This is a genomic window from Xanthomonas translucens pv. cerealis (assembly GCF_006838285.1).
Classification (GTDB): Bacteria; Pseudomonadota; Gammaproteobacteria; order Xanthomonadales; family Xanthomonadaceae; genus Xanthomonas_A; species Xanthomonas_A cerealis.
In genome coordinates this window covers 4163092-4187902 of record NZ_CP038228.1, presented here as the reverse complement: position 1 = coordinate 4187902, position 24811 = coordinate 4163092, and the positions used below count along the sequence as shown (strand labels likewise).

25 protein-coding genes are annotated in these 24811 nt (G+C 66.2%); 16 read left to right on the top strand and 9 right to left on the bottom strand.

Annotation, left to right across the window (positions count from 1 at the left end):
- Positions 1-121: 121 nt before the first annotated feature.
- The 3 genes from E4A48_RS18510 to E4A48_RS18500 all read right to left on the bottom strand — a co-directional run bounded on the left by E4A48_RS18510 (position 122) and on the right by E4A48_RS18500 (position 3749).
- Positions 122-712 (bottom strand): cytochrome c oxidase assembly factor Coa1 family protein, encoded by a 591-nt coding sequence (locus E4A48_RS18510; protein ID WP_039006324.1) that lies wholly within the window; start codon positions 710-712, stop codon positions 122-124.
- A 39-nt stretch (positions 713-751) separates the two neighbouring features.
- Positions 752-2983, bottom strand: coding sequence for a S9 family peptidase (locus tag E4A48_RS18505; protein WP_142742931.1), 2232 nt, complete (start codon positions 2981-2983; stop codon positions 752-754).
- A gap of 76 nt (positions 2984-3059) precedes the next feature.
- Positions 3060-3749 (bottom strand): glutathione binding-like protein, encoded by a 690-nt coding sequence (locus E4A48_RS18500; protein WP_142742930.1) that lies wholly within the window; start codon positions 3747-3749, stop codon positions 3060-3062.
- 110 nt (positions 3750-3859) lie between these two features.
- On the opposite strand from E4A48_RS18500, the gene E4A48_RS18495 reads away from it, so the two are divergent.
- Both E4A48_RS18495 and E4A48_RS18490 read left to right on the top strand, forming a co-directional pair.
- Positions 3860-4468 carry a TIGR00645 family protein gene (locus E4A48_RS18495; protein WP_142742929.1) on the top strand — a complete coding sequence of 203 codons (609 nt, stop codon included), beginning with the start codon at positions 3860-3862 and terminating at the stop codon, positions 4466-4468.
- Positions 4469-4648: 180 nt separating this feature from the next.
- Complete coding sequence (locus tag E4A48_RS18490; protein WP_142742928.1) at positions 4649-5659, top strand: energy transducer TonB; 1011 nt, start codon at positions 4649-4651, stop codon at positions 5657-5659.
- Positions 5660-5797: 138 nt separating this feature from the next.
- Here the strand turns inward: E4A48_RS18490 and E4A48_RS18485 are convergent, their stop codons facing one another.
- The 6 genes from E4A48_RS18485 to E4A48_RS18460 form a co-directional block, all read right to left on the bottom strand.
- A complete protein-coding gene (locus tag E4A48_RS18485) occupies positions 5798-6979 on the bottom strand; it encodes an ABC transporter permease (protein WP_039006329.1) in 1182 nt (393 codons plus the stop codon).
- Positions 6976-7722, bottom strand: coding sequence for an ABC transporter ATP-binding protein (locus E4A48_RS18480; protein ID WP_142742927.1), 747 nt, complete (start codon positions 7720-7722; stop codon positions 6976-6978). The genes E4A48_RS18485 and E4A48_RS18480 overlap by 4 nt, the downstream gene beginning before the upstream one ends.
- 31 nt (positions 7723-7753) lie before the next feature.
- On the bottom strand, positions 7754-9271 hold the full coding sequence (locus E4A48_RS18475) for an alpha/beta hydrolase (RefSeq protein WP_039006331.1): 1518 nt from the start codon (positions 9269-9271) through the stop codon (positions 7754-7756).
- Positions 9272-9352: 81 nt separating this feature from the next.
- Positions 9353-9553: a helix-turn-helix transcriptional regulator gene (locus tag E4A48_RS18470; RefSeq protein WP_142742926.1), complete on the bottom strand. Its 201-nt coding sequence runs from the start codon at positions 9551-9553 to the stop codon at positions 9353-9355.
- The gene (locus tag E4A48_RS18465; protein ID WP_142742925.1) at positions 9550-10131 is read right to left on the bottom strand and encodes a hypothetical protein; all 582 of its coding nucleotides are present in this window, start codon (positions 10129-10131) and stop codon (positions 9550-9552) included. The genes E4A48_RS18470 and E4A48_RS18465 overlap by 4 nt, the downstream gene beginning before the upstream one ends.
- A 272-nt stretch (positions 10132-10403) precedes the next feature.
- The gene (locus tag E4A48_RS18460) at positions 10404-11114 is read right to left on the bottom strand and encodes an FAD-binding oxidoreductase (RefSeq protein WP_260608000.1); all 711 of its coding nucleotides are present in this window, start codon (positions 11112-11114) and stop codon (positions 10404-10406) included.
- Between the two features lie 137 nt (positions 11115-11251).
- On the opposite strand from E4A48_RS18460, the gene E4A48_RS18455 reads away from it, so the two are divergent.
- From E4A48_RS18455 to E4A48_RS18390, 14 genes are all read left to right on the top strand, one after another.
- Positions 11252-12265: an ABC transporter ATP-binding protein gene (locus tag E4A48_RS18455; protein WP_142742923.1), complete on the top strand. Its 1014-nt coding sequence runs from the start codon at positions 11252-11254 to the stop codon at positions 12263-12265.
- Between the two features lie 21 nt (positions 12266-12286).
- Entirely contained in the window at positions 12287-13102 is an 816-nt protein-coding gene (locus E4A48_RS18450; RefSeq protein WP_039006334.1) for an ABC transporter permease, read from the top strand.
- Between the two features lie 899 nt (positions 13103-14001).
- A complete protein-coding gene (locus E4A48_RS18445) occupies positions 14002-14277 on the top strand; it encodes a pilus assembly protein (RefSeq protein WP_142742922.1) in 276 nt (91 codons plus the stop codon).
- Between the two features lie 260 nt (positions 14278-14537).
- Positions 14538-15959, top strand: coding sequence for a pilus assembly protein TadG-related protein (locus E4A48_RS18440; protein WP_185910680.1), 1422 nt, complete (start codon positions 14538-14540; stop codon positions 15957-15959).
- A gap of 41 nt (positions 15960-16000) precedes the next feature.
- Entirely contained in the window at positions 16001-16753 is a 753-nt protein-coding gene (locus tag E4A48_RS18435; RefSeq protein ID WP_260607999.1) for a hypothetical protein, read from the top strand.
- Between the two features lie 11 nt (positions 16754-16764).
- A complete protein-coding gene (locus E4A48_RS18430) occupies positions 16765-17592 on the top strand; it encodes a TadE family protein (RefSeq protein ID WP_260607998.1) in 828 nt (275 codons plus the stop codon).
- Positions 17589-18281 carry a hypothetical protein gene (locus tag E4A48_RS18425; RefSeq protein ID WP_142742921.1) on the top strand — a complete coding sequence of 231 codons (693 nt, stop codon included), beginning with the start codon at positions 17589-17591 and terminating at the stop codon, positions 18279-18281. The genes E4A48_RS18430 and E4A48_RS18425 overlap by 4 nt, the downstream gene beginning before the upstream one ends.
- Complete coding sequence (locus tag E4A48_RS18420; protein ID WP_142742920.1) at positions 18278-18472, top strand: hypothetical protein; 195 nt, start codon at positions 18278-18280, stop codon at positions 18470-18472. The genes E4A48_RS18425 and E4A48_RS18420 overlap by 4 nt, the downstream gene beginning before the upstream one ends.
- Positions 18473-18512: 40 nt before the next feature.
- The gene (gene cpaB / locus E4A48_RS18415) at positions 18513-19355 is read left to right on the top strand and encodes a Flp pilus assembly protein CpaB (protein WP_142742919.1); all 843 of its coding nucleotides are present in this window, start codon (positions 18513-18515) and stop codon (positions 19353-19355) included.
- Between the two features lie 209 nt (positions 19356-19564).
- Complete coding sequence (locus E4A48_RS18410; protein WP_142742918.1) at positions 19565-20941, top strand: type II and III secretion system protein family protein; 1377 nt, start codon at positions 19565-19567, stop codon at positions 20939-20941.
- Between the two features lie 86 nt (positions 20942-21027).
- Positions 21028-22698 carry an ATPase, T2SS/T4P/T4SS family gene (locus tag E4A48_RS18405; protein WP_142742917.1) on the top strand — a complete coding sequence of 557 codons (1671 nt, stop codon included), beginning with the start codon at positions 21028-21030 and terminating at the stop codon, positions 22696-22698.
- Entirely contained in the window at positions 22698-23546 is an 849-nt protein-coding gene (locus E4A48_RS18400; protein WP_142742916.1) for a type II secretion system F family protein, read from the top strand. The genes E4A48_RS18405 and E4A48_RS18400 overlap by 1 nt, the downstream gene beginning before the upstream one ends.
- On the top strand, positions 23543-24433 hold the full coding sequence (locus E4A48_RS18395) for a type II secretion system F family protein (protein WP_142742915.1): 891 nt from the start codon (positions 23543-23545) through the stop codon (positions 24431-24433). Before E4A48_RS18400 ends, E4A48_RS18395 begins: the two co-directional genes overlap by 4 nt.
- Positions 24430-24810 (top strand): DUF192 domain-containing protein, encoded by a 381-nt coding sequence (locus E4A48_RS18390; protein WP_142742914.1) that lies wholly within the window; start codon positions 24430-24432, stop codon positions 24808-24810. Before E4A48_RS18395 ends, E4A48_RS18390 begins: the two co-directional genes overlap by 4 nt.
- Position 24811 lies beyond the last annotated feature (1 nt).

Genomic DNA, 24811 nt, shown 5'->3' with positions numbered 1-24811 from the left:
AGCACGGCGACAGCGCGATGCACGGCATCCCCCTGCCCACGCAACGCAGCGACTCGACGGAATGGCCGGGCGGCTTGCGTCCCGTCTGCAGCCGCGGCGCACGCCACAGCCGCTGATGCGCTTACTGCGTGCTATCCGCCGCGACCGGCGCAGACGGGTCCACTTCGGCCTGTCTCTGGCTGGCGGCATCCGCGTCGGAATCGGATTCGGCATCGGTTTCGCCGCCGTCCTCCTGGTCCGGCGCGACATCCTCGAGCAGCGGAATCGCCTCGCCGGCGTCGGGCAGCACCTGCAGCGTCGTGTAATGCCATTGCCCGGCATGGCGTTCGGCCTCGATGTACAAGGTGCCGTTGCCGCGCGCGCCGTGCAGCGACACGCTGAGATTGGCGCTGCCGCTGCCGTTGCTGGTGGAAATGCTGCCGCTGGGCATGATCCCATCCTTGACCGGCGCGCCCAGCGCCGCGATGACCCGCTGGTCGCGCTGCGCGGCCATCAGGCCGACGCGGTACGGCTCGGATGCCTTGGTGACGCGCGCGATGCCGAGCACGAACACCGCCATCGAGGCCAGCAGCATCGCGCCGAGCAGCAAGGCCAGCAGCGGCACCGCCCATTTCCAGTGGCGTGCCCACCAGCCTTTGCGGGCCGCCGTCGGCGACGCGGCGGCAACGGGATCAGACAGGGGGGAACCGGGCAGCGGCGGCGGCGTGGACATGCAGAACTCCTTTTCGGCGAGCGTGGGTGCGGAGGGCGGTCAGGGCGTCAGGCAACGCGCCAGAAACGCTTCGGTGGTGCGGTAGCGGTGCAGCGCATTGGTGCCGGACAGGCCGTGCTTGGCGCCGGGATAGGTCATCAGCTCGAACAACTTGCCGCGTTTCTGCAGCTCGCTCATCAGCGAAGTGGAATTGGTGAACAGCACGTTGTCGTCGGCCATGCCGTGGATCAGCAGCAGCGGCGAATGCAGGCCGTCCAGATGCGCGGCCACGCGGCCGTCGCGGTAGCCGTCCGGATTGGCCGCGGGCAGGTTCATGTAGCGCTCGGTGTAGTGGCTGTCGTACAGCCCCCAATCGGTCACCGGCGCGCCGGCCACGCCGCAGGCATAGGCCTCGCTGTGCCTGGCCAGCAGCATCAGGGTCATGTAGCCGCCGTTGGACCAGCCGTACACGCCGATGCGCGCGGCATCCACCCACGGCTGCGCCTTCAGCCAGGCCACGCCGCGCAGTTGGTCGTCCACTTCCACCGTACCCTGGCGCTGGTACAGCGCGCCGCCGAAATCGCGGCCGCGGCGCGGCGTGCCGCGGTTGTCGAGCGAGAACACGACGTAGCCGTGCTGCGCCAGGTACTGGTCGAACAGCGCGTCGCCGCGTGCCGGCCAGCTGTCGAGCACGGTCTGCGCGGCCGGGCCGCCGTAGACGTAGACCACCACCGGATAGCGCTTGGACGGGTCGAAGCCGGCCGGCTTGGTCAGCCGGTAGTGCAGCGGCGTCTTGCCGTCGGCCGCGGTCAGGCTGCCGAACTCGACTGGACGCTGCGCGTCGCGGTACTTGCTGTAGGGATGCTGCGGATCGGCCAGGTCGTTGACCAGCAGCGTGGCGATCTTTTCGCCATTGGCGCGGAACAGTTCGATCTGCGGCGGCGTGGTGGTGTTTGACCAGCTGTCGACGTAGACGCTGGCGTTCTTGGCGAAGCTGGCCGCATGCGTGCCGTTGGGCTTTGACAGCTTCTCGATCGCGCCGCCGGCCAGCGGCACCGCGTAGAGCTCGGTCTGGGTCGGCGATTCCTTGGTCGCGGCGAAGTAGACCTTGCCGGCGCCTTCGTCCACTGCCAGCAGTTCGTCCACGATCCAGTCGCCGTGGGTCAGCGGCGCCAGTTTGCGCCCGTCTTCCGAGGCCAGGTACAGGTGCGCGTAGCCGCTGCGCTCCGAGCCCCAGACGAAGCGCCCGTCCTTGAGGAAATGCAGGTCGTGGTTGAGCGGCACCCAGGTCTTGCTGGTCTCGGTGACCAGCACGCGCTGCTTGCCGCCGGCCAGGGTCGCCTCGATCAGTTCGAGCTTTTTCTGGTCGCGCGACTGGCGCTGGAAGGTCAGCCGCTGCGCATCGCGCCAGTCCACCCGTGCCAGGTAGATGTCCGGATTCTTGCCCAGGTCGATCCACTGCGGCTGCGCGTCGGCACGTGGCGCGATCACCCCGAGCTGGATCCTGACGTTGGGCTGCCCGGCCTGCGGATAGCGCTGCTCGATCACCTCGGTGTGGTCGGCATACACCTCCGGGCGCTTCTGCACCGGCACGCCGGCTTCGTCGATGCGCGCGAAGGCGATCGCCGAATCGTCCGGCGCCCACCAGTAGCCGGTATGCCGGTCCATCTCCTCGTCGGCGACGAACTCGGCCACGCCGTTGCCGATCGTCTCGCTGCCGTCGCGGGTCAGCTGGTGCTGCTGGCCGCTGGCCAGGTCGATCACCCACAGGTTGCGCGCACGCACGAAGCTGACGTAGCCGCCCTTCGGCGAGATCTTCGGATCGGTGGCGAAGCCTTCGCCCTGGGTCAGCTTGCGCACCGCGGCGCTGCCGGTCTTGCGCAGGTCGTACAGATACAGCTCGCCGCCGAGCGGGAACAGCAGCGCATGCGCATCCGGCGCCCACTGGTAATCGACGATGCCGGCATAGGCGGAAATGCGCTGGCGCTCGCGCCGCGCCTTTTCCTCCTCGCTCAGCGTCTCGGTGCCGGGCAGCACCACCTTCGCATCCACCAGCAAGCGGGTCTGGCCGCTGGCGATGTCGTATTCCCACAGGTCGAGCTGGTTGCGGTCGCTGTCCTTGCCGCGCAGGAAGGTCACCCGCGAGCCGTCCGGCGCGACCTGCGGCTTCATCAAGGTCGGCCCGGACAGCGGCTTGCTGCCGGTGATGGCGTCCAGGGTCAGTTTTTCGGCGTGCGCGGGAGCGAGGGACGTGGCGAGCATGAGGGCGAGAGCGGCGAACACAGAGCGCATGAAGGTTCCTGGCGGAGCACCCGGCGCAGCAGGATGCGCGTGCGCCCGGGGATTGAGAAGCGTGACGCAGGCCGGTTCAGCGCTGGCCGAACAGATGCTTGCGTTGCGCATCGCTGAGCGGCTTGCCGGCGTCCGGGTTGACCTGCCGTTTCAGCGCGTAGGCGCGCTGCGTGGCCGGGCGCGCACCGATCGCGTCGTGCCAGCGCTTGAGGTGCGGGAACGCGGCATAGTCGGGGCTGAGTCCGTTGTACACCTCGATCCACGGATAGCTGGCCATGTCGGCGATGCCGTATTCGGTGCCGGCCAGGTACTCGCTGTGCGCCAGGCGCTTGTCGAGCACGCCGTGCAGGCGCCGCACCTCGGCGTTGTAGCGGTCGATCGCGTAGCCGATCTTCTCCGGCGCATACACGTTGAAGTGGCCCATCTGCCCGCTCATCGGGCCGAGCCCGGCCATCTGCCAGAACAGCCACTCCAGCGCGACGACGCGCCCTCGCGGATCGGCCGGCAGGAAGCGCCCGGTCTTCTCGGCCAGGTACAGCAGGATCGCACCGGACTCGAACACGCTCTGCGGCGCGCCGCCGTCGGCCGGTGCATGGTCCACGATCGCCGGCATCTTGTTGTTCGGCGAGATCGCCAGGAACGCCGGCGCGAACTGCTCGCCGGCGCCGATGTTGACCGGCTTGATGGTGTAGTCCATCCCGGCCTCTTCGAGCAGCAAGGTGACCTTGTGGCCGTTGGGCGTGGGCCAGTAGTACAGATCGATCATGGCGGCGGTCCGGAAACGGGGTGTCCAGTGTAGCCGTGGTGCGCGCTTGGCAGCATCCCGGCGGGCCAGTACCCTGCGCCTTCCTGCACCGCAGCATTCGATACCACGCCATGAGCCCTGCGCCTCAGCCGCCCCGCCTCAACCCGCTGTCCAGCCTGATCTTCGCCTCGCGCTGGCTGCAGTTGCCGCTGTACCTGGGGTTGATCGTGGCCCAGGGCGTCTATGTGTTCCTGTTCGGAAAGGAGTTGTGGCACCTGATCCATGAGGCGCCGAGCCTGGGCGAACAGCAGATCATGTTGATCGTGCTCGGCCTGATCGACGTGGTGATGATCTCCAACCTGCTGGTGATGGTGATCGTCGGCGGCTACGAAACCTTCGTCTCGCGGCTGGGCCTGGAAGGCCATCCGGACCAGCCGGAGTGGCTGAGCCACGTCAATGCCAGCGTGTTGAAGGTGAAGCTGGCGCTGTCGATCATCGGCATCTCCTCGATCCACCTGCTCAAGACCTTCATCGCGGTCGGCGCGCTGGGCGGCATGCCGCTGTGCTCGCCGGACCAATTGGCCAGCGCGGCGGCCACCGTGGACCTGAAGAGCTGCGCGACGCTGACCCAGACCGGGGTGCTGTGGCAGACCATCATCCACGGCATCTTCATCCTGTCGGCGATCGGCATCGCCTGGACCGACCGGCTGATGTCCGCGCCGGCGAAACCGGCGCACTGACCTCGCGTGCACGCGCTCACGCTTTTGCGGCGGCCGCCACGCAGCCGTCGAGCACGCGGCGGAAGTGGATGCTAGATTGACGGGCGGGGTGCGCTGGCAGGGAACGAGGGAGCCATGCCGGCTGCGCGGGAGAACCGCCGCTGCGTATTTCATTGCCATCACCGGGGAGTAGGGGAAAGCATGTTGCAGGTTACGACATTCGCGAAGGCGCGCCGCATGGCGCCGGTCTTGCTGCTCGCCACGCTGGCGGCCTGTTCCAGGCAGGAAGACGCCACGCCGGTCGCCACGCCGGCGGCGGCACCCGCAGCCACCGCGCCGGCCGCACCGCCGGTCTCGGCCAAGGTGCGGTCGATGGGCACCGAGCAGTTGCACGCAGCGGCCAGCCAGGCGCTGCGCGAAAACCGCATGTACGCGCCGGCCGGCAACAACGCGGTCGAATACTACCTGGCGTTGCGCGACAAGCAGCCGGACGACGCCGGGGTCAAGAGCGCGCTGACCGACCTGATGCCGTACGCGCTGATCGCCGCCGAGCAGAGCATCAACCGCGAAGACTTCGCGGAAGCGCAGCGGCTGGTCGCGCTGATCGAGAAGATCGACAGCCAGGCGCCGGCATTGCCGCGGCTGAAGCTGGGCGTGAGCAACGGCATGCAGTCCGCGGCGCAGCGCAGCCAGGAAGAGACCGACAAGGTCAAGAAGGAGGCCGAACAGAAGGCCAGGCTGCTGGCCGAGCAGCAGAAGCAGGCGCAGCAGCAGGCCAGCGAGGCGCAGGCCGCGCAGCAGATCGCCGCGCAACAGGACGCCGCGCGCCGCGAGAGGGCACGCCAGGAAGCCGAGCGCCAGGCCGCCGCTGCGCGCAGCGCGCCGACGCCGGCCCCGGCAGCAGTGCCGCCTGCAGCGCCGCCGGCGGCCACGCCAGCGGCAGCCGCTGCCAGCCCGCAATCGCTGCGCGCGATCAGCACCCCGGCGCCGCGCTACCCGCCCGACGCGCTGCGCTCGGGCACTGCCGGCGAAGTGCTGGTGGAGATCACCGTCGGCACCGACGGCTCGGTCACCAGCGCGCGCGTGCTGCGCGCCACCCCGCCACGGGTGTTCGACCGCGAAGCGCTGAACGCGACCAAGCGCTGGCGCTTCGAGCCGGTCAGCGCGCCGGTCACGACGCGACGCACGTTGGCGTTCAATCCCGGCGGCTGATCCTGCAAAAAGCCCGGCATGTGCCGGGTTTTTTTTCGGGACTCGGGACTCGGGACCCGTAAGAGCGAAGCAGCGTCAGTGCGATGATCCTGCAGCACAGGCGGCCGCCGCTTTTTCCGAGTCCCGGGTCCCGCCCAATCACCCCGATATCGCCAGCCGCTCCTGCCGGTAGCGGCGCACCGCGGCCAGCCACAGCACCGCGGCCAGGCCGAAGCCGGCGGCCAGGTACACCGCCCAGATCTGCAGGTCGATCGGTTCGCGGCGGATGATCTTCAGCAGCATCTGGTTCTGCGCCAGGAACGGCACCGCGAACTGCCATAGCGTGGTCTTCAGCGGATACACCATCAGCGCGTAACCGGGCAGCATCGGCAGCAGCATCAGCCAGGTCATGTGGCTCTGCGCTTCCTTCATGCTCTTGGCCGCGGCGGCCAGCACGGTCAGCAGCGAGGTGCCGATGAACAGCATCGGCAGCAGCACGAACAGCATCTGCAACATCGCCACGAAGCTGACGTTGAGCTGGCGGCCGATGCCGCTGGCCACCTGCGCGCTGAGCTTGAATGCGAGCAGGGTCAGCAGCAGCGAGGCCAGCCCGACCACGCAGGCGGCGGCGATCTTGCCGCTGACGATGGCCCCGCGCGAGGCCGGCGTGGCCAGCAGCGGCTCCAGCGATTGCCGCTCGCGTTCGCCGGCGGTGGCATCCAGGATCAGATAGGCGCCACCGATGAACGAGGTGATGGTCAGCAGCACCGGCAGCAGCATCGCCAGCAGCGCGCCGCGTTTGGCTTCGGCCGTGGCCAGATCCTGGACCGCCATGTCCAGCGGCCGCGCCACCTGCGCATCGACGCCGCGCGCCAGCAGCCGCAGCGCACCAACCTGCTGGCTGTACATGCTCAGCCCCGTCTGCACCCGCGTGGTCGGGATGTCGGCGTCGCGGCGGGTGCTGTCCTTGATGATCTCCACCAGCGCCGGGCGCCCCTCGCGCCAGGCATTGGCGTAGTCCTCGTCGATCTTCAGCGCCAGATCCACGTCCTGGCTGCGGATCGCCGCGGTCAGGTCCTTCGGCGGCGCGACGGCGTTCAGGCCTTGCGCGGCGAGGAACGCGACCAGGTTCGGCGCGCGCTCGCGGCCGATCACCGGAATGTCCAGCGGCGTGTCGATCTGGGTCCTGACCCGGCTCTCGGCCAGCGCGCCCATGCCCAGGATCAGCGCCGGATACAGCAGCGGGCCGAGCAGCAGGGCCAGCGCCAAGGTGCGGCGGTCGCGCGACAGATCGCGCAATTCCTTGCGCATCACGGTGAACACGGTTCGAAACAGGCTCATGCGTGCAGTCCCTCGTCGCTGCCGATCGCCTTGACGAAGGCGTCTTCCAGATTGTCTTCGCCGGTCAGGGCGCGCAGTTCGTCGGCGGTGCCGGCGGCCACCACCGTGCCCTTGGCGACGATGACGATGCGATCGCACAGCGCCGCCACCTCCTGCATGATGTGGCTGGAGAAGATCACGCAGCGCCCCTCTGCGCGCAGCCCGCGCAGGAAGCCGCGCATCGCGCGGGTGGTCATCACATCCAGGCCGTTGGTGGGTTCGTCGAGGATCACGTTGCGCGGGTCGTGGACCAGCGCGCGCGCGATCGCGGTCTTGGTGCGCTGGCCCTGGCTGAAGCCCTCGGTCTGGCGGTCGAGGATGTCGTCCATGTCCAGCGCCGCCGACAGCAGCCGCGTGCGTTCGGCAATGCGCGCCGCCGACAGCCCGTGCAGTTCGCCGAAGTAGGCGATGTTCTCGCGCGCGGTCAGGCGCTTGTACACGCCGCGCGCGTCGGGCAGCACGCCCAGCGCGCGGCGCACCGCCAGCGGATCGGCGCCCACGTCGATGCCATCCACGCGCACCTGGCCCTGGTCGGGCGTCATCAGCGTGTACAGCATGCGCAAGGTGGTGGTCTTGCCGGCGCCGTTGGGACCGAGCAGGCCGGTGATCTGGCCGTCGGCGGCTTCGAAGCTGACCCCTTGCACCGCCTGCACGGTGCCGGCCTTGGTCTTGAACGCCTTGTGCAGATTGTCGGCGACGATCACGCGCGGTCCTCCCTGCGAAACGCTGCGCGGCTCATGGTTCCCATCCGTTGAACGAAGTGAAGGCCGGCACGCCGCTCATCGCGTCCAGGCAGGTGGCGTCGAGCTGTTTGGCGTCGGCGTTCTCGAAGAACTGGCTCAGCAGCTTGGGCATGCAGCCAAGGGTCATGGTGCCGTGGCCCTGGCCATGCACCACCAGGTGGCGGCCGTTGGGTAGGCCCTGCAGCACGCGCGCGGCGTAGCGCGGCGGGGTCACCGGATCCAGTTCGCCGGAGGTCAGCAGCACCGGCAGTTCGGATTTGAATGGCGCGGTGAAACCGGCCGGGCGCGTGCCGGTCGGCCATGCCGGACAGGCGGCGAAGAACATCTGCGCCACCTCCGGACCGAGCAAGGTGTCGCCACCGGCGGCAGGCGGGTGGTAACGGTCGGCATCCTCGGCGCAGATCACCGACCACTGCATGCCGCGGTTCATCTGCCCGTCCAGTTGCTTGCCCATCATCTTCGCCAGCGACATCAGCGGCGCGTAGCGCTCGTGCGCGGCCTCGTCCAACACCAGCGGCAGCAACGAGGCGGTCTGCGGCGCATACGAGAACGAGAACGCCAGGCTGGTGACGGTATCGGCGGTCACCCGGTCGTGCTTGCTCTCGCCGCTGGCCGGATCGCGGTAATCCACCTGCGCCGGCGCCTGCCGCAACCGCTCCACCACCGTGCGCAGCTGCGCGCGGGTGTCGGTGGGAAAGCGCTTGGCGCAGGCCGCGGTGGCCCTGCACTGCTCCGATTGCAGCTTGATCGCATCCTCGAAGGTGGTGGCGAACTCGCCGCCGACCACCAGATCGTTCGGCGCCACGCCGTCGATCACCACGCTGCGGGTATGCGCCGCATAACGCGCCGCGTACTGCTGGGCGACGCGGGTGCCGTAGGAACCGCCGATCAGGTTGATCTTGTCCGCACCGAGCGCGGCGCGCACGGCATCCAGATCGGCGATGGCCTGGGTGGTGGTGTAGTAGCGCGGGTCGGCGCGGCCCTGCAGCGACTGCGCGCAACGCCCTGCATAGTCGAGCAACTCGTCAGCGGTAGGCGCGCGCGCCGGATCGGACAGCTGCATTTCCTTGCCGTCCGCACCCAGGCAGGTCAGCGGATTGGACTGGCCGGTGCCGCGCTGGTCGATCAGGAACACATCGCGGCGCTTGCGGGTTTCGCGCAAGGCCATGTCGACGATGCTGGCCACCTCGGTCGCCGCCTGGCCTGGGCCGCCGGCGAGGAAAAACACCGGATCCGGATCGCTGCCGCCCTGGCCGGTGACCGGCAACCAGGCGATGTTGAGCGCGATCTTGCGCCCGCCAGGCACCGCCGGATTCTCCGCCACCGGCATGCGCGTGCATTGCGCCTCGACGTTGTTGGCCGCGACCGGACTGGTCAGCGTGCAGGGATGGAAGCGCAGCGTGCCGTAGCTGCGCCCCGCATTCTGCGGTGCCGGTCCGTGTCCGCCTTGGCAGGCGGCGAGCAGCAAGGTCGCCGCGACGACGGCGAGCGGTCTGCAGCGGTGTCGCATGGTTCGGATCCTTGAGTTCATGGGTGCAGGATGCCATGCCGGAGCATGGCCTCGTAGGCGACCGATGGAAGGTCGCGGGCGCTACGCGGAATCGTCGAACAGGAACACCTGCTCGATGCTGTGCGCGAACAGCCGCGCGATACGGAACGCCAGCGGCAGGCTCGGATAGTACTTGCCGGTTTCCAGCGCGTTGATGGTCTGCCGCGACACGCCCAGCCGCTCGCCCAGCTCGCCTTGCGACCAGCCGCGGGCCTCGCGCAGTTCGCGGATGCGGCTGTTCATTGATAGCGGCGCGCATTCACGCCTTTGGCGATGCCGTAGGTCGCGCACAGCAGCGGGAACAACCACAGCATCGCCGCCGCTGCCGGCGCTGCGATCGTGCCCGACGCCTGCAGGAAACCGGCGGTCATGTAGCCACCGGCGACCAGCCCGGCGGCGATGGCGATGGACTCCAGTTCGATGCGCCGCTGCATCTCGTCGGAGTCGCGCACGAAGCGCGCCACCGCGCGGATCACCAGCACCACCAGCAGGGCCGGCAGCAGCGCGATCAGCACCCGTGCCCAGTCCGCCTCTACGCTATGGAGCAAGCGTCTCCAGCACAGCATCACCGCGACGTACAGCAACATCGGCGGACCCAATTCACGGTAGTAGCGGCGCGCCAGCGCCGGCACCGCGCTGTCGCGCAGGCTCCCCGATGACGACCACAGGATCAGCGCCAGCAACACGCCGCCGATGCACACACCGAACCACAACCCGCGAAAGTAATCGTCGCCGCGCAACCACCGCAGCCACGGCGTGACCGCGAGCAAGGCCACGCTCACGCTCAGCACCACGATCGCGCTGCGCTTGCAGCGGGTCACGGCCGCACTCCGGCACCGGCAAGGCACGGATGACGGCGAACGGCGACCCCCACGGCATTTTCCATACGCCCCCTGTCAAGCAAGCTTTACAAGAGGATGCGCGTGGCCCGCGCCTCTGTCAAACGTCCTTTACAGGCGGCAGAGACCGACATGCCGTCGTGCTCGGCGTGGCCCGCATTGTCGGAAGGAAGCTCGGCCATCCGGCGCGGCCGCGGCCGGCACACTGCCGGCCATCCAGGCGCGCGGCCTGGCCGGACGGTGCCGCGCAGCCGCTACTTGCTGCTGACGTACTTCTCGCGGCGGATGTGCTGCACCGGCAGGCCGGCCTCCTTCAGCGCCTCGAAGCAGGCATCGACCATGTTCGGATTGCCGCACAGATAGGCGATGTCGCCGTCCGCCTGCGGCGCGAACTCGGCCAGGAACTGCTGCACGTAGCCGTGGCGCACATCGGCATGCGGCGCGTCGGGCAGCTCGCGCGAGAAGGACGGTACGAAGCGGAACCCCGGATGCGCGTCGGCGAAGGCGCGGAACTCGTCGCCGTACAGCAGCTCGGCCGGCGTGCGCGCGCCCAGCAGCAACACCACCTCCGCGCCGCGCTCGGCCATCGCCGCTTGCAGCAGCGGCAACATCGAACGGTACGGGGTGACGCCGGTGCCGGTGGCGATCAGCAGGTAGCGGCGGTTGCTGTCGCCGTGACCGAGGCAGAAGCGGCCGTAGGGACCGCTGGCCGAGACCTGCCCGCCGATCTCCAGGCCTTCGAACAGGGCCGTGGCCGCGCCACCGGCGACGAAACTGACCGCGATCTCGACCGTCGCATCGGCCGGTTGCGCCGGGTCGTGGCGGGTCGCCAGCGAGTAGCTGCGCTTGGTCGCAGTGCCGTCGGCATAGTGGAAATGCACCTGCACGAACTGGCCGGGCACGAACGGCAGCGGCTGGCCGTCGTCGCGGACGAAGCGGTAGTGGCCGACGGCAGGGGCCAGCATGTGGCGGTCGACCAGTTTCAACGGGAATTGAGCAGGCACGCGGATGCAACAGTCTATAGCGGGGCCGAGCCCACGAGGTCTTCTATAATAGCGGCTGCATTTCTTCAGCGCCGTCAACAAGGCGCGAAAGGTCCGCCTTGAATCCCGCCTCCCCACTTCCCTCCCCCACGCCGGTGCCCGCGCTGCGCGTGCGCGAGCTGCGCAAGACCTACGACAACGGCGTGCAGGCGCTGCACGGCGTGTCGCTGGACGTGCTGCCCGGCGACTTCTTCGCCCTGCTCGGCCCCAACGGCGCCGGCAAGTCCACCCTGATCGGCATCATCAGCTCGCTGGTCAACCTCAGCGCCGGCCAGGTCGAGGTGTTCGGCACCGACCTGGCCACCCAGCGCAGCGCGGCGATGCGCCTGCTCGGCCTGGTCCCGCAGGAGATCAACTTCAACCTGTTCGAGAACCCCTTCGACATCCTGGTCAACTATGCCGGCTTCTACGGCCTGCCGCGCGCGCAGGCCGAGCAGCGGGCCGAAGTGGAACTCAAGCGCGCGCACCTGTGGGAAAAGGCGCAGGCGATGAGCCGCACCCTGTCCGGCGGCATGAAGCGGCGGCTGATGATCGCCCGCGCGATGATGACCCAGCCGCGCCTGCTGATCCTGGACGAACCCACCGCCGGCGTGGACATCGAGATCCGCCGCGACATGTGGCGGCTGCTGCGCGAGATCAACGCCGCCGGCACCACCATCATCCTGACCACGCACTACCTGGAGGAAGCGGAAAACCTGTGCCGCAACCTGGCGATCATCGACCGCGGCCGCATCGTCGAACAGGGACCGATGCGCGACCTGCTGGCCAAGCTCGACGTGGAAGGCTTCCTGCTCGACATCGACGGCGCACTGCCGGCGCAGTTGCCGGCGATCGAAGGCACCGTCCTGCTCGCACAGGACGCGCACACGCTTGACCTGGACATGCCGCGAGCGATGGACCTCAACCGCGTGTTCGCCGCGCTCGGCGCCGCCGGCATCCGCGTGCGCTCGATGCGTACCAAGAGCAGCCGCCTGGAGGAACTGTTCGTGCGCCTGACCGGCGACCACCGGGACGGCGCAAGCGGCCCGGCCCCGGCGCCGGATTCGCCGAAGCCGCCACCGCCCGCCGCCTGACCCCTCTTTCGCTGGACGCCAATGAACGCCACCGCCAAACCGCAATCCCCCCTCCCCGAGACCACGCCGGCCCAGCGCAACTGGGTCGCGCTGGGCACCGTGGTACGCCGCGAGGTCAAGCGCATCCTGCGCATCTGGGGCCAGACCCTGGTGCCGCCGGCGATCACCATGACCCTGTACTTCCTGATCTTCGGCGGGCTGATCGGCTCGCGCGTGGGCGAGATGGGCGGCTACAGCTACATGCAGTTCATCGTCCCCGGCCTGGTGATGATGAGCGTGATCCAGAACAGCTACGGCAACATCAGCTCCAGCTTCTTCGGCGCCAAGTTCGGCCGCCACGTCGAGGAACTGCTGGTCAGCCCGATGCCGAACTGGGTGATCCTGTGGGGCTACGTGGCCGGCGCGGTGCTGCGCGGGCTGATGGTCGGCGTGCTGGTGCTGATCATCGCCATGTTCTTCACCCCGGTGCGCATCCCGCACCCGCTGGTGACGCTGACCACGGTGTTGCTGGGTGCGACGATCTTCTCGCTGGCCGGCTTCATCAACGCCGTGTACGCGAAGAAATTCGACGACGTGGCGATCGTGCCGACCTTCATCCTGACCCCATTGACCTACCTGGGCGGCGTGTTCTATTCGGTGAAGCTGCTGCCCGGCTGGGCCGAGGCGGCGACCCACGCCAACCCGATCTTCTACATGGTCAACGCCTTCCGCTACGGCCTGCTCGGCAGCAGCGACGTGCCGGTGTGGGTGGCCTACGCGCTGATGCTGGGCTTCGTCGCGGTGCTCAGCGCGCTGGCGCTGTGGCTGCTGAAGCGTGGGGTGGGGTTGCGCAGCTGATCGGCGCGCGGCCCTGACGTATGCAGTATGCAGCCCGCGTGTTGCGGGCCGCACAGCAGGAACAACCCACATCCGATACACGGCGCGCCTCGCGGTAGCGGAACGACGCGAGGCACGGCGGGTGCCTGAATCGCGCTCGGGACAAGGCATCGTCGGCATCGGCATCGGCAGCGCAGCCACTTGCGACGGCCGAGCAGCTGCAGCGCGACGCCCCCCGATGGCGCCATCGCGCCGCCGCTTGCGCAGCGCGCGCCTGCCGAGAAAGCGACAGTCCAATTCCCCAGCGTCCGTGCTACGAAAGCCCCGCGTTCGTACGGCCGCTGGCCGACTGCGCCGCTGAACTGTGCGATCCCGTTGCACGGGAGCAGCGACGAGGCGACAGACGACCAACCGTCGAGAGCGTACGGCTTATCCCGCTCAATACGAAAAAATTGGGATATTCATTCCGATTTTTTCGCAACGGCGCCGCGCGCCCGGAAATCCAGGGAATGGCCGTATTCCCTAGTCATCCAGATGGATGTCAGCGATGCAACCTTTTTGTATCAAAAATTCTCAGGATCGAGCTTGCCTGTGCGCTTTAGTCAACCAACACGCTGGCATTCCGAAATCAGCACAGAGTGAATCAATTGATGAAACGTCGCGCCTGAATTTTGACCAATTTCTGTGATGCGCATATCATATTTGTCAACGTATTAACGTCATTTTTCTTGTTCCAGCAAATTGTTGACGCTAAAGTTTCATCGTCCGGGAAACATTTGTCAGCGATGTCAAATGTGCGGACCAAAAATCACTTCATAGCGATGCACATTTCACCTATGCAACCCACACGCCTGCACGCAACCGCGCGGACGTAAGTGTGCGGCCAGTCCAGTAGGCGCCAGAGCCAAGGAGAGGATTCAATGAAACACCAACGCAGGCACATTCGTTTCGGCCGCAACCAGCTCGGCCAGGGCATGACCGAGTACATCATCATCGTGGCCCTGATCGCGATCGCGGCGATCGGCGTGTTCACGTTCTTCGGCGGCACCGTCCGTAGCCAGGTCGCAGGTATGGCGCAGGAGTTGTCGGGCAAAGATGCCGACCAGATGATCCAGCGCGCCGGCACACGCGCGGACAAAGCGCAGGGCCAGGCCGACAAGGACAAGGGCATGGCCGCCTACAACGGCAACAAGTAACGCCCTTGCCACCATCTGCCCGAGCAAGGGCAGATGGTGGCATGTCATCGGTTGTGCAGACAGCAGCCATAGGCAGGCCCCTGCACTTTAGTGAGTAACCCAATCCATGGAACCCAACCGGGCACGATGCGCATGCGTCGCGCTCTGGACGGGGTATTGCCTGAAGGAAGCCGCATGGTGATCATCGTCGCCAACGCCCCCCGACCACGAATGCCGCGCCAGCCCCAGCGTGCACCCGTTCCAGAATGGAAGGGCAGTCCATGCCGATGGTGCTGGTGTTTTTGATGGTGCTGTGCGTTGGCTTGCTGGTGACATTCAACACTGGCCAGGTGGTCGGCAAGAAAGTCGAACTCACCAACGCCGCTGATGCCGCGGCGTACAGCATCGCTATCGAGCAGGCGCGCGCGCGCAATTTCGCGGCCTATCTGAATCGCGGACGCGTTGCCAATGAGGTGGCGGTCGCGCAGATCGTCAGCCTGAACTCCTGGTTGACCATGGTCCATTCCACCACGGTCCACTTCGAAAAATTCAACAAGTTCGCTGAAGTTCTGCTGTTTTGGGTACCTGGCCTAGAGGAAGCGCTGATCGCCATTGATCGCGCAATGACCGTGCTTAACAGAGCCATCAAGGCCTTCCGAACCATCTTTCTGCAGGCCGCGAATTTCACCACGACCTGGCTGGACCGGGCACTCGACCACCCCTATTCGTTGGCCGCCGAGGCAGCAACAAGTACGTTCGCGTCAGAAGCCAACGTCTTCACGATGGCAAGCAAAGTGGTCAAGGACAACGTGCCAGATGCCGACCTGACGACGGCCGGCAAATTCCTGCTTGCAAACAACGTTCGCTTGGCCGGCAACCAACTTCAATCCTATGATCCTGGCCGTGGCGCAGGTCTGAGACGCGTCAATCAAGGCGGCGAGCGTTATCGCAATGTCGTGATGGCGTCTCGCGACACGTTCACGCGCGCGCGCGACGGCACCGCGTTCGGCGTGTTCAACAACAATGGCGGCACCGACATGGTCGAGTATGATCGCTGGTCGGGCGTGGACGCCTTTCAGTTCCGGCTGCCCTTGTTCTTGAAGACCTTCAAGTTTCCAATCGGCTGGGGCGGTACCCAGGCGGTGAGCGGGCGCAAACCGAATTTCTTCGCCGGCATGAACAATGGGCAGGGTTGGAAATCCCCCTATGACGGTCACCGCTACCAAGCCTACAACGGCACCCGCAGTAGCGATATCGCTGGCAGATTCATCGAAGGCGACCCCGCTGTCTCGCCGGAATTCAGGCGCGACAGGGCATTCATCAGTGGCTATCGCTATGGCATCAGCCCCCGGTATCACGACGTCAAGGACACCTATTCGCAAAGTCCTGATGGCCCCAACGCGGGGCCGATCTATACCGTCGAAGTGGGCACTCAGATCGCCAAGGCTCGTACCAGTTCCGCGCTGAAGATCGGGAGCGGACGCATGCAACTCAACGACGAGGCGCACGGCGAGCAACTGCGTGCGATGGCAAGCGCGCAGGTCTACTTCAACCGGCCCTATGAACTCAGCGCCTTCCGGCGCTCGGTGTGGGGCAGAGGCGATGGAAAGTTCGAAAAAGGTAGCCTGTTCAGCCCTTACTGGCAGGCACGCTTGGTGAAGACTCCCGATTTTGACCGTAGATTCCTGGTGACTGCTCCATGATGTTATCGACCAACCGACTTCGACCCTTGGCACTTGTGTGCATGGCTTCTCTCGCTTTCACCGCAGGTTGCCAATCGCATGATGCGGCAGAAAGCAATAGCGGCGAAGAATCTTCGTCCTCCGAAAGTGGCGTCAAGTTACTACCCGCACTCCACGTGGTCCTGACATGGGAATCGCGCATGGGAGGCGAAAACTGGGAGCGCAAGAACTATCAGGCGAAGCTGGATGCCTGTCGTAGTTCAGGCATGCCTATGCGCGCGCTCTCCGCAGAAGAAGAGGCGAAGCTGGGAACAGGCGAGGTCGAGATCATGATCGACGCCCACCGCCAGTTCGCACATCAGGTCGGTTGGACGCTTGGCGTCGACGGCGACAGCGCGCAAGCGACCTGCATGATCAAGCTTGAGCAACACACGGATAATAGCAGTGTCGAAGACACGAGCGGCATGTACACCGCGTTGGATAGCGACGCCCGAACCCAAGAGCGTCAGAATGTTCAATCAATTGGCTGGAAGTTGGCGGGCGAGAGCCAGATCAAGGGACAGCCGTGCACGCGCTGGCAGAACGGCAAGCAGGAAGTGTGCATGTGGTCTGGCGGCACCAAGTGGGGCTTTTCCGATTCGCCAGCTGATGTTGCTGGCTGCACGGTTGACGGCGCAGGCAACTATCTGCAATCCATTCCACTGGACGCAAAGCCGCTCCAGGGCGGCAACGGTTGCTTGCTGCAGGTCAAATCGTTCAGCCTCGGCAGCGGCCTGATTCCTTCTAACGTGGCGGGTGGGAAGGAAGAAAATTAGGAGGACGCAGGATGAAGACGACGTTCTTTTCACCAGCGCGCAGGATGCGCGGACAGGGGATGGTAGAGCTGGCGGTGTGTGCCGCCGTGCTCGTGCCGCTGTTCCTGCTGATTCCCGTCGTCGCCAAACTGGGGCATAGCAAGCAGATGGCGATGCAGGCTGCACGCAATGCAGCCTGGGAGGCCAGTGTGGCCAACAACTATCAACCGCCGAGCCCCGCGCTGTTGCAGCAACGAGCGCTGGACCGCAGCTTTGCCGATGCCGATACGCCAATTACTAGTCGCGTGTCTAGCAGCAGTGGCGCTTTCGCCGACCAGATGCTCAATACTTTTTCGAACAGGAAGCTACTGGAAAAGAGCGACCTGTCAATCACGCGGACCAGCAACAGCGGTTCGCCCGGCTATGTCGACAACGCGGCCGCGCTGTTACCGCGGAATTTTGCCGTCAGCGCGTTTCCCCCCAATCGCAACGGCTATGTCACTGCAGAGGTGGCACTGAACTATCGCGACCTGAAGACAACGGATGGGCGACCTGCGCGTTTCCTGGAACCGCTGGACAATCTCAATCTGGTCGAAAAGCGCCACCAGACCCTGTTGACGGATGCCTGGAATGCTTCCGGTCCGCGCAGCGGACCGCGTAGCGTGGTCAGCGCGGTGCGTCCGTTGGCGCCGGTGTCGTACTTCAGTGGTCTCGATCGCATCTTCGACATGGTAAAGCCGTTAAAGCCCATCCTGCCGATGGTCGGCTCCCTCGGCGACCTAGAACTGGGCACCATCGAGCCGGACATCGTGCCCTCGGACAAGCTGGCAAACTCTCCGATCAAGCCGGTCAAGCCATGAGCGCGCGGGTCTGCCATCGCATGCGCACGAGGGCGCTGGGCGCGCTACTGTCCGGTCTGGCGGCGCAGCCGGTGCGTGCCGTGGACTGGCCCGACGTCCCGGTCCCGGACGCGGCCTCGGGGGAGGTCGTGTCCGATCACATGCTCTACAACGGCATCGCGATGCGTGCCAGCCGTTTCAGCGTCGCCCAGTCGCCGCGGCAGGTCGAGCAGTTCTATCTAAAGGAATGGGGCGATCTGGTCGTGGCGACGCCCGCCGGCAGCAAGACTGTGCTCGGCCACATGACCAAGAGCGGCTATTACATCACGGTGGAACTGAGCGGCGACGCAAATCGCACGCAGGGCCAGATCGGGGTGATGGAAATTCCGAAGAAGGATCTTCCCGCCGGCGAGGTCGGCAAAGGCTTCGGGCGCCTACCTGACACGCAGGTCGCCGAGGACATCGTCTATATGGATACGCCGCGTCACGTCAGGACACTGAGCATGCTCAACCGCTATACCCCGCTGCAGAACCAGCAGTACTACGCGCGGCACTTCGCGGGGCAGGGCTATGCCCGAGACGGCTCTTCGTCGGCGTGTACGGCGAGCAGCCCGCATTGCGTTTCCCGTTTCACCCGGCAGGACGATCGGGTGACGGTCACCTCGAGCCGAGGGCAGAGCGGCACCGTGATCGTGGCGGTGGTCGAATGAACGCGCTCGCCGTGCCTGGCCGACATCTGCAACGCGGCCAGTCCACGATCGAATACACCGTGGTGGTCATGGCCCTGGCGATCGTGCTGATCGCCAAGCCCGATGTGATCACCGAATTGGTGACAGCCCTGAAAGATCTCTATGCCGCCTTCGTCTACGCCATCTCGGCGTCCGACGTGCCGGTGGGTTGATCCCCTTCCCTCGCGATGACCCACCCGACGGCGCCTCTTCATGCAGAAACCCAAACTCAGCAAGAACGTCCTTTTCATCCTGATCGCGGTGGTCATGGCCGGCCTGGCCGCCTTCATCGCGGTCAGCTACATCCGCACCACCGTGGCCGAACGCACCCAGGACAATCGGCCGATGGTCGACGTCGCGGTACCGGTGAACGATCTGCCGCAGGGGACAATCCTGCAGGGCAGCGATCTGGCCCTGCGCACGGTCCCTGCCGAATTCGCGCCCGCCGATGCGGTCACGCCGGACAACCACGCCCAGTTCGAAGGCAGGATGCTGCGGGCACCGGCGCGTGGCGGCGCACCGCTGAGCGCCAGTGCCCTGGTCCCGTTGTACGACCAGTTCTCGCGACTGATCCCTAGGGGCAAGGTCGCCTACACGATGAGCGTGGACGAGAACAATTCGATCTCGGGCATGATCGCGCCAGGCGACCTGATCGACATCTTCTTCGTCAAGGACGCCCCCACCGGCAGCGATGGTGGCGCTGGCGGCCAGGCAGCGGGCGCGCAGGTGTTCCCGCTGCTGCAGAAGATCAAGGTGCTGGCGGCCGGCAGCCGCATCGGCGAAGCGCCGACGCCGAAGGAAGGCGAGGAATCCAACACGTCCACCGGCTTCTCCAGCGTCACCCTGGAGCTGGATCAGTACCAGGCCAAGCAGTTGGCCGTCGCCTCCAAGGTGGGTGCGGTGAGAGTACTGTTGCGCGAAGTCCAGGACACCTCGCCCGGTGCGGCGGCAGGCATGAGCGAAAGTCAGTTGTTGCGATCGCTGGGATCGGACGATCCGGCGAGCATGGGCAGCGGAAGCAGCCGCGTGGAATTCATCATTGGCGGAAAGGGTTGAGCATGAGGCAAGCAGCACGCCGTCGCAGGAGCAAGGCCGGGACATCGGCGCCATGGTTGGCCGGCTTGCTGCTGGCGGGCATCGGCGGATGGAACGCATCGGCCCAACAGGCCGCAACGTCCGCGGCGGCGACACGGCCCGCCGGGCAGAGCACCGCAGCAGCGGCCGGCCAGACGACGGAAATCCCGTCGGCGGAGCAGGCGCAGCTAATGGCGCAAGGCCGCCAGGTAGACCAGCTCAAGCAGGCGGCCGAATCGCCGATCCAGGAACTGGGCAACAGCGGCTCGACGGCGGGCGGCGGCGTCGCCCTGGCCGGCGACAGGAAGCCCTCGATCGCGCCGCTCATCCAGCCGTCGCAAAGCATCTACGCCGGCGAGGCAGTGGTGCGGCGCGTGCCGGGTGCACTGCGCCGTATCGCGGTCGGCGACGGCGAGGTCCTGAGCGTCTTCTCGGTCGGCAAGTCCGAGTTGGTCATGATCGGCACCAAGCCCGGCGACACCAACGTGCACTTGTGGATGTCCGATGGCAGCCAGCGCGACGTCAACGTGACGGTGAGCGGCAGCAAGTCCGAGGGTGCTGCGGACACCGTGCGTGAACTGCTGGGCAATACGCCGGGCGTCACCGTGCGGGCCATCGGCGCCAATGTGGTGATCTCCGGCAACGACATCGATGCCGCTACAACGGCGAAGATCCAGGCCTTGCAGAAGATCTATCCGCAGGTGTTGAACTTCGCCGGGGCCGACCCGGTGGGCATGCGGCCGATGGTGCAGATGGACGTGTCCATCATGGAGTTCAACAAGAACGCCGTGGAGGATCTGGGCATCCGCTGGGACAGCACCATCGATGGTCCGATCGGCGGCATGATCCGCGACGTGACCACGAACAATTACTTCCGCGTGCTGCCGCAGGACAACCAGACCTTTCAGGACATCAAGGATCGGTTGCCCACCAAGCTGCCCGGGCCGCAGGGCTACTTCGGCATCGCCACAACGATCGCCTCGAAGATCAACCTGCTGATGAGCCGCGGCAAGGCCTGGGTGCTCGCGCAACCCAAGCTGAGCGCCAAGAGCGGCAGCAATGCGACCTTCCTGGTCGGCGGCGAAGTTCCGATCGTGGTGCCTTCGGTGCTTGGGCAGACCCAGATCGAATACAAGGAATACGGCATCCGTCTCAACATCAACCCGACGGTCAATTCCTCCAATCAGGTCAACACCTCGATCATGGCGGAAGTCAGCAGGATCGATCCGTCGGTGTCGGTGCAGGGCGTGCCCGGCTTTCTGACCCGGCGCGTCGAGACCGAACTGAACGTCAATGCCGGCCAGACCATCGTCATCTCCGGTCTGCTCGATCGGGAGGCCTCCAAGGCCGTGGACAAGATGCCGCTGCTGGGCGACATCCCGATCCTGGGCAAGCTGTTCCGCTCCGACGGCTTCCGTGGCAACAAGACCGAACTGGTGGTCTTCGTGACCCCGCGCATCGTCGGCCCGACCTCGCCGGAAAACCTGCAGGATCTGCGGCGTGGCGACGCGATCGAGAAGGCGTTGCAGGACGACATCAACCCCAGACAAGACAAGTTGATCAAGTAATTCCCACGCAGCGCGAAGGGTTCACCGTCATCATGTTCACAGTGCTGATCACTACCCCAGGAGGCGATACGCGACAGGTCAAATGCATGCACCGCGAGTGCGGCATCGGCCGCGCCGATGCCAATCTGGTCATGCTGCAGGGCTGGAACATTGCCGGCAAACACGCCACGTTGCTGCGCGAGGAGGAAGGCGTGTTCATCCTGCCGCTGGGCGGGCGCGAGCCGATCACGCTCAACGGCAAGGTGGTGCTGGCCAAGCAGGGCCCGATCGACGGCAGCGACGAGATCCGCATCGGCCAGTACATGCTCAAGGTCAGCGGTGACGAGGCGCGCATCGTCAGGCAGACGCCGGCCGCCAACGACGGTAGCGCGGCCAGGGCCGCGGAGGCGGCGGCATCGACGACCGAGGCCACCTCCACCGCTGCGCCTGCCGTACCTGCGGCGACCGACATGGTCGTGGCAGGCCCGCCGCCGTCGGACATCGCGACCTGGAGAACCAAACTGCACATGGCGCTGGTGCAGCAGATGGATCTGCGGCGTATGGATGTGCGCAGCATGGGCGACAGCGCGCTGCGCGACAGCACGATCAACCTGATCGACGACATCCTCAAGCGTGAGTTCAGCGATCTGCCCGCCGACATCAACCCGCGCCGGCTGGCCAAGCAGGTGCTGGACGAGGCGATCGGACTGGGGCCGCTGGAAGATCTGATCGACGACCCGACCGTCACCGAAATCATGGTCAATGCCCACGACGACATCTTCATCGAGCGTGCCGGGCGCATCCAGAAATCGGACGTGGTGTTCTCCAACGAACGCGCCTGTCTGGCCGCGATCGAGCGGATCGTTACCCCCTTGGGGCGGCGCATCGACGAAAGCTCGCCGCTGGTCGATGCGCGCCTCAAGGACGGATCGCGCGTGAATGCGGTAATCCCGCCCGTCGCCCTGCGCGGGCCGAGCATCAGCATCCGAAAGTTCGCCACGCGCCGGTTGATGGGCGAGGACCTGCTGAAGTACGGCTCGCTGAACCAGGCGATGCTGGATTTCCTGATCATGGCGGTGCGCGAGCGCCGCAACGTCGTGGTGTCCGGCGGTACCGGCTCGGGCAAGACCACGCTGCTGAACATCCTGTCGAACTTCATCCCCGATGGCGACCGCGTGGTGACCATCGAGGATGCGGCCGAACTCAAGCTGGTGCAGCCCAATCTGGTGGCGCTGGAGGCGCGTCCCGCCAACATGGAGGGCAAGGGTCAGATCACCATCCGCGACCTGGTCAAGAACGCGCTGCGCATGCGCCCCGACCGCATCGTGGTCGGCGAGTGCCGCGGCGGCGAATGTCTGGACATGCTGCAGGCGATGAACACCGGCCACGAAGGCTCGCTGACCACCGCGCACGCCAACAACCCGCGCGAGACGCTGTCGCGCCTGGAGGTGATGGTGATGATGGCCGGCATGGAACTGCCCATGGCGGTCGTGCGCGAACAGATCGCCTCGGCGGTCAACCTCATCGTGCACCAGCGCCGCTATCCCTGCGGCTCGCGCAAGGTCAGCCACATCACCGAAATCACCGGCATCGAAAGCGGCACCATCCAGATGCAGGATCTGTTCCTGTTCAAACCCACCACCTACCACGGCCCGGACGGCAAGGTCGCCGGCAACTTCGTCGCGACCGGCGCGGTGCCCGAGTTCTACGAAGAACTCGCCGAACGCGGCGTGTCGGTGGACCTGGGCATCTTCCGCAACCAGGGAAGCGCGCGCTGATGGCACTTTGGCTGATCGCCCTGCTGGTGTTCGGCGGGACCGTGATGGCGTTCGTGCTGATCGCGCGCTCCGGCGAGCGGTTCCTGAAGCGCTACCGCGAAAGCTTCATGGACCAGGCGCGCATGAACCTGACGGACATGTTTTTGTTCCTGGATCCCGCGCAGGTCTACATGATCAGCGCGGTGGTGATGGTGCTCGTTCCGCTGATCATCTGGATGCTGACCGGCAGCCTGATCATCGCGGTGCTGATCGGCATCTTCCTGATCTTCACGCCACGCAAGATCTACGCGTTCCTGCGCAAGCGCAGGCTGGAGCAGATCCAGGAGCAGCTTCCCGACGCGCTGCAGATGCTGTCCAGCAGCCTGCGCGCCGGCGTCGGCTTCGCGCCGGCGATGGAGATACTGGTCCAAGACGGGCAGCCGCCGCTGGCGCAGGAACTGGCGCTGGTGCTGCGCGAACAGCACATGGGCATTCGCGCCGAAGAGGCGATGGAGAATTTCAGCAAACGCGTCCCCATCACCGATGCCGAGCTGTTCGTCTCGGCGGTCAACATCTCGCGCGAGGTCGGCGGCAACCTGGCCGAAACCCTGGCGACACTGGCCGAGACGCTGCGCCGGCGCCTGACCATGGAGAAGAAGGTCAAGTCGCTGACCGCGCAGGGCCGCCTGCAAGGCATCGTGATGGCGATGCTGCCGGTGTTCCTGATCGGCTATCTCAGCCTGATGTACAGCGAAACCATGCAGCCCATGTTCCACAGCTGGCACGGCTGGGTGGTGATCAGCATCTGCCTGGTCATGGAATACCTGGGCTACCGCCTGTGCAAGAAGATCATGACGATCGACGTATGACCTGGATGCTCGCCTTCGTCGCGCTTCTGGCCGCCGGTGCCGTCGCGCTGGTGGTCATCGGCACGCGCGGGGTGATCCGCGAAGTCGAGCTCGAAGACCGTACCTATTACGATCCCCTGCCGCGGCTGATGCAGTTGATGTGGCCGTTGGTGACCGTGCTGACCCGGCGCATCGCCCCGCACCTGAGGGTCGCGCAACTGGAGCAGACCCATCGGCACCTGCAGGCGGCCGGGCAGGACTACACCCTGTCGCCGGAAGAATTTTACGGCTTGCGCATGGCCAGCGCGCTGGTGGTGATCGCCTTCTTCCTGCTGTGCACCGGAATGCTCGGCCATCTGGGCATCGGCTCGGGCCTGATGTGCCTGATGTTCGGCGGCCTGCTCGGCTGGCTGTACCCGGCCCTGTGGCTGGGCGAACGCCGCAAGGCGCGGCACAAGACCGTCGTGCGCGACCTGCCGATCTATCTGGATTTCATCACCATGTCGGTCGAGGCCGGCCTGAACGTCACCGGCGGCATCGAGCAGGCGGTGGCCAAGGGCCCCGCCGGCGCGCTGTCGCAGGAGTTCTCGCGCATGCTGCGCGACCTGCGCGCCGGCCTGCCCCGTGCCGAGGCATTGCGGCGCATGGCCGAGCGCATGGACATCGCACAGATCACCAGCTTCACCAGCGCGCTGATCCAGGCAGACAGGGTCGGCGCCAACCTGAGCGATACGCTGCGCGCGCAAGCCAACCAGCGCCGCGAGGAACGCTTCCTGCGCGCCGAGAAGCTGGCGCTGGAGGCACCGGTGAAGATGATGCTGCCGCTGGTCATGTTCTTCTTCCCGCTGATCTTCCTGTTCCTGGGCTACTTCATCTACTTGAAGATGCTGCAGGAGGGCATCCTGTGAAGCGCGGATGCATCGAACGCAGCGGCGGCACGTCGATCCCGCGCGTGTGGGCGGCGGACACCTGGTGGTCGCGCGCGCGCGGGCTGCTGGCGCGCCCGGCACTGGCCGCGGACGGATCGGAGGCCTTGCTGATCCGCCCCTGCGCCAGCGTCCACACCATCGGCATGGTCTACCCGCTGGACCTGGTATTCCTGACACGCGACGACGCCGTGCTGGAGTGGCGCGAGAACGTCAGGCCGTACCGGGCCGCGCTGTGCCGACGCGCCGCGGCCACCATCGAGTTCCATGGCGGTGCGCTGGACCGCCTGCAACCGCAACGCGGCGAACACTGGCACTGGCGCGCCACCGCGCTCGCGCCTTCGGACACGGGAGCCTAGT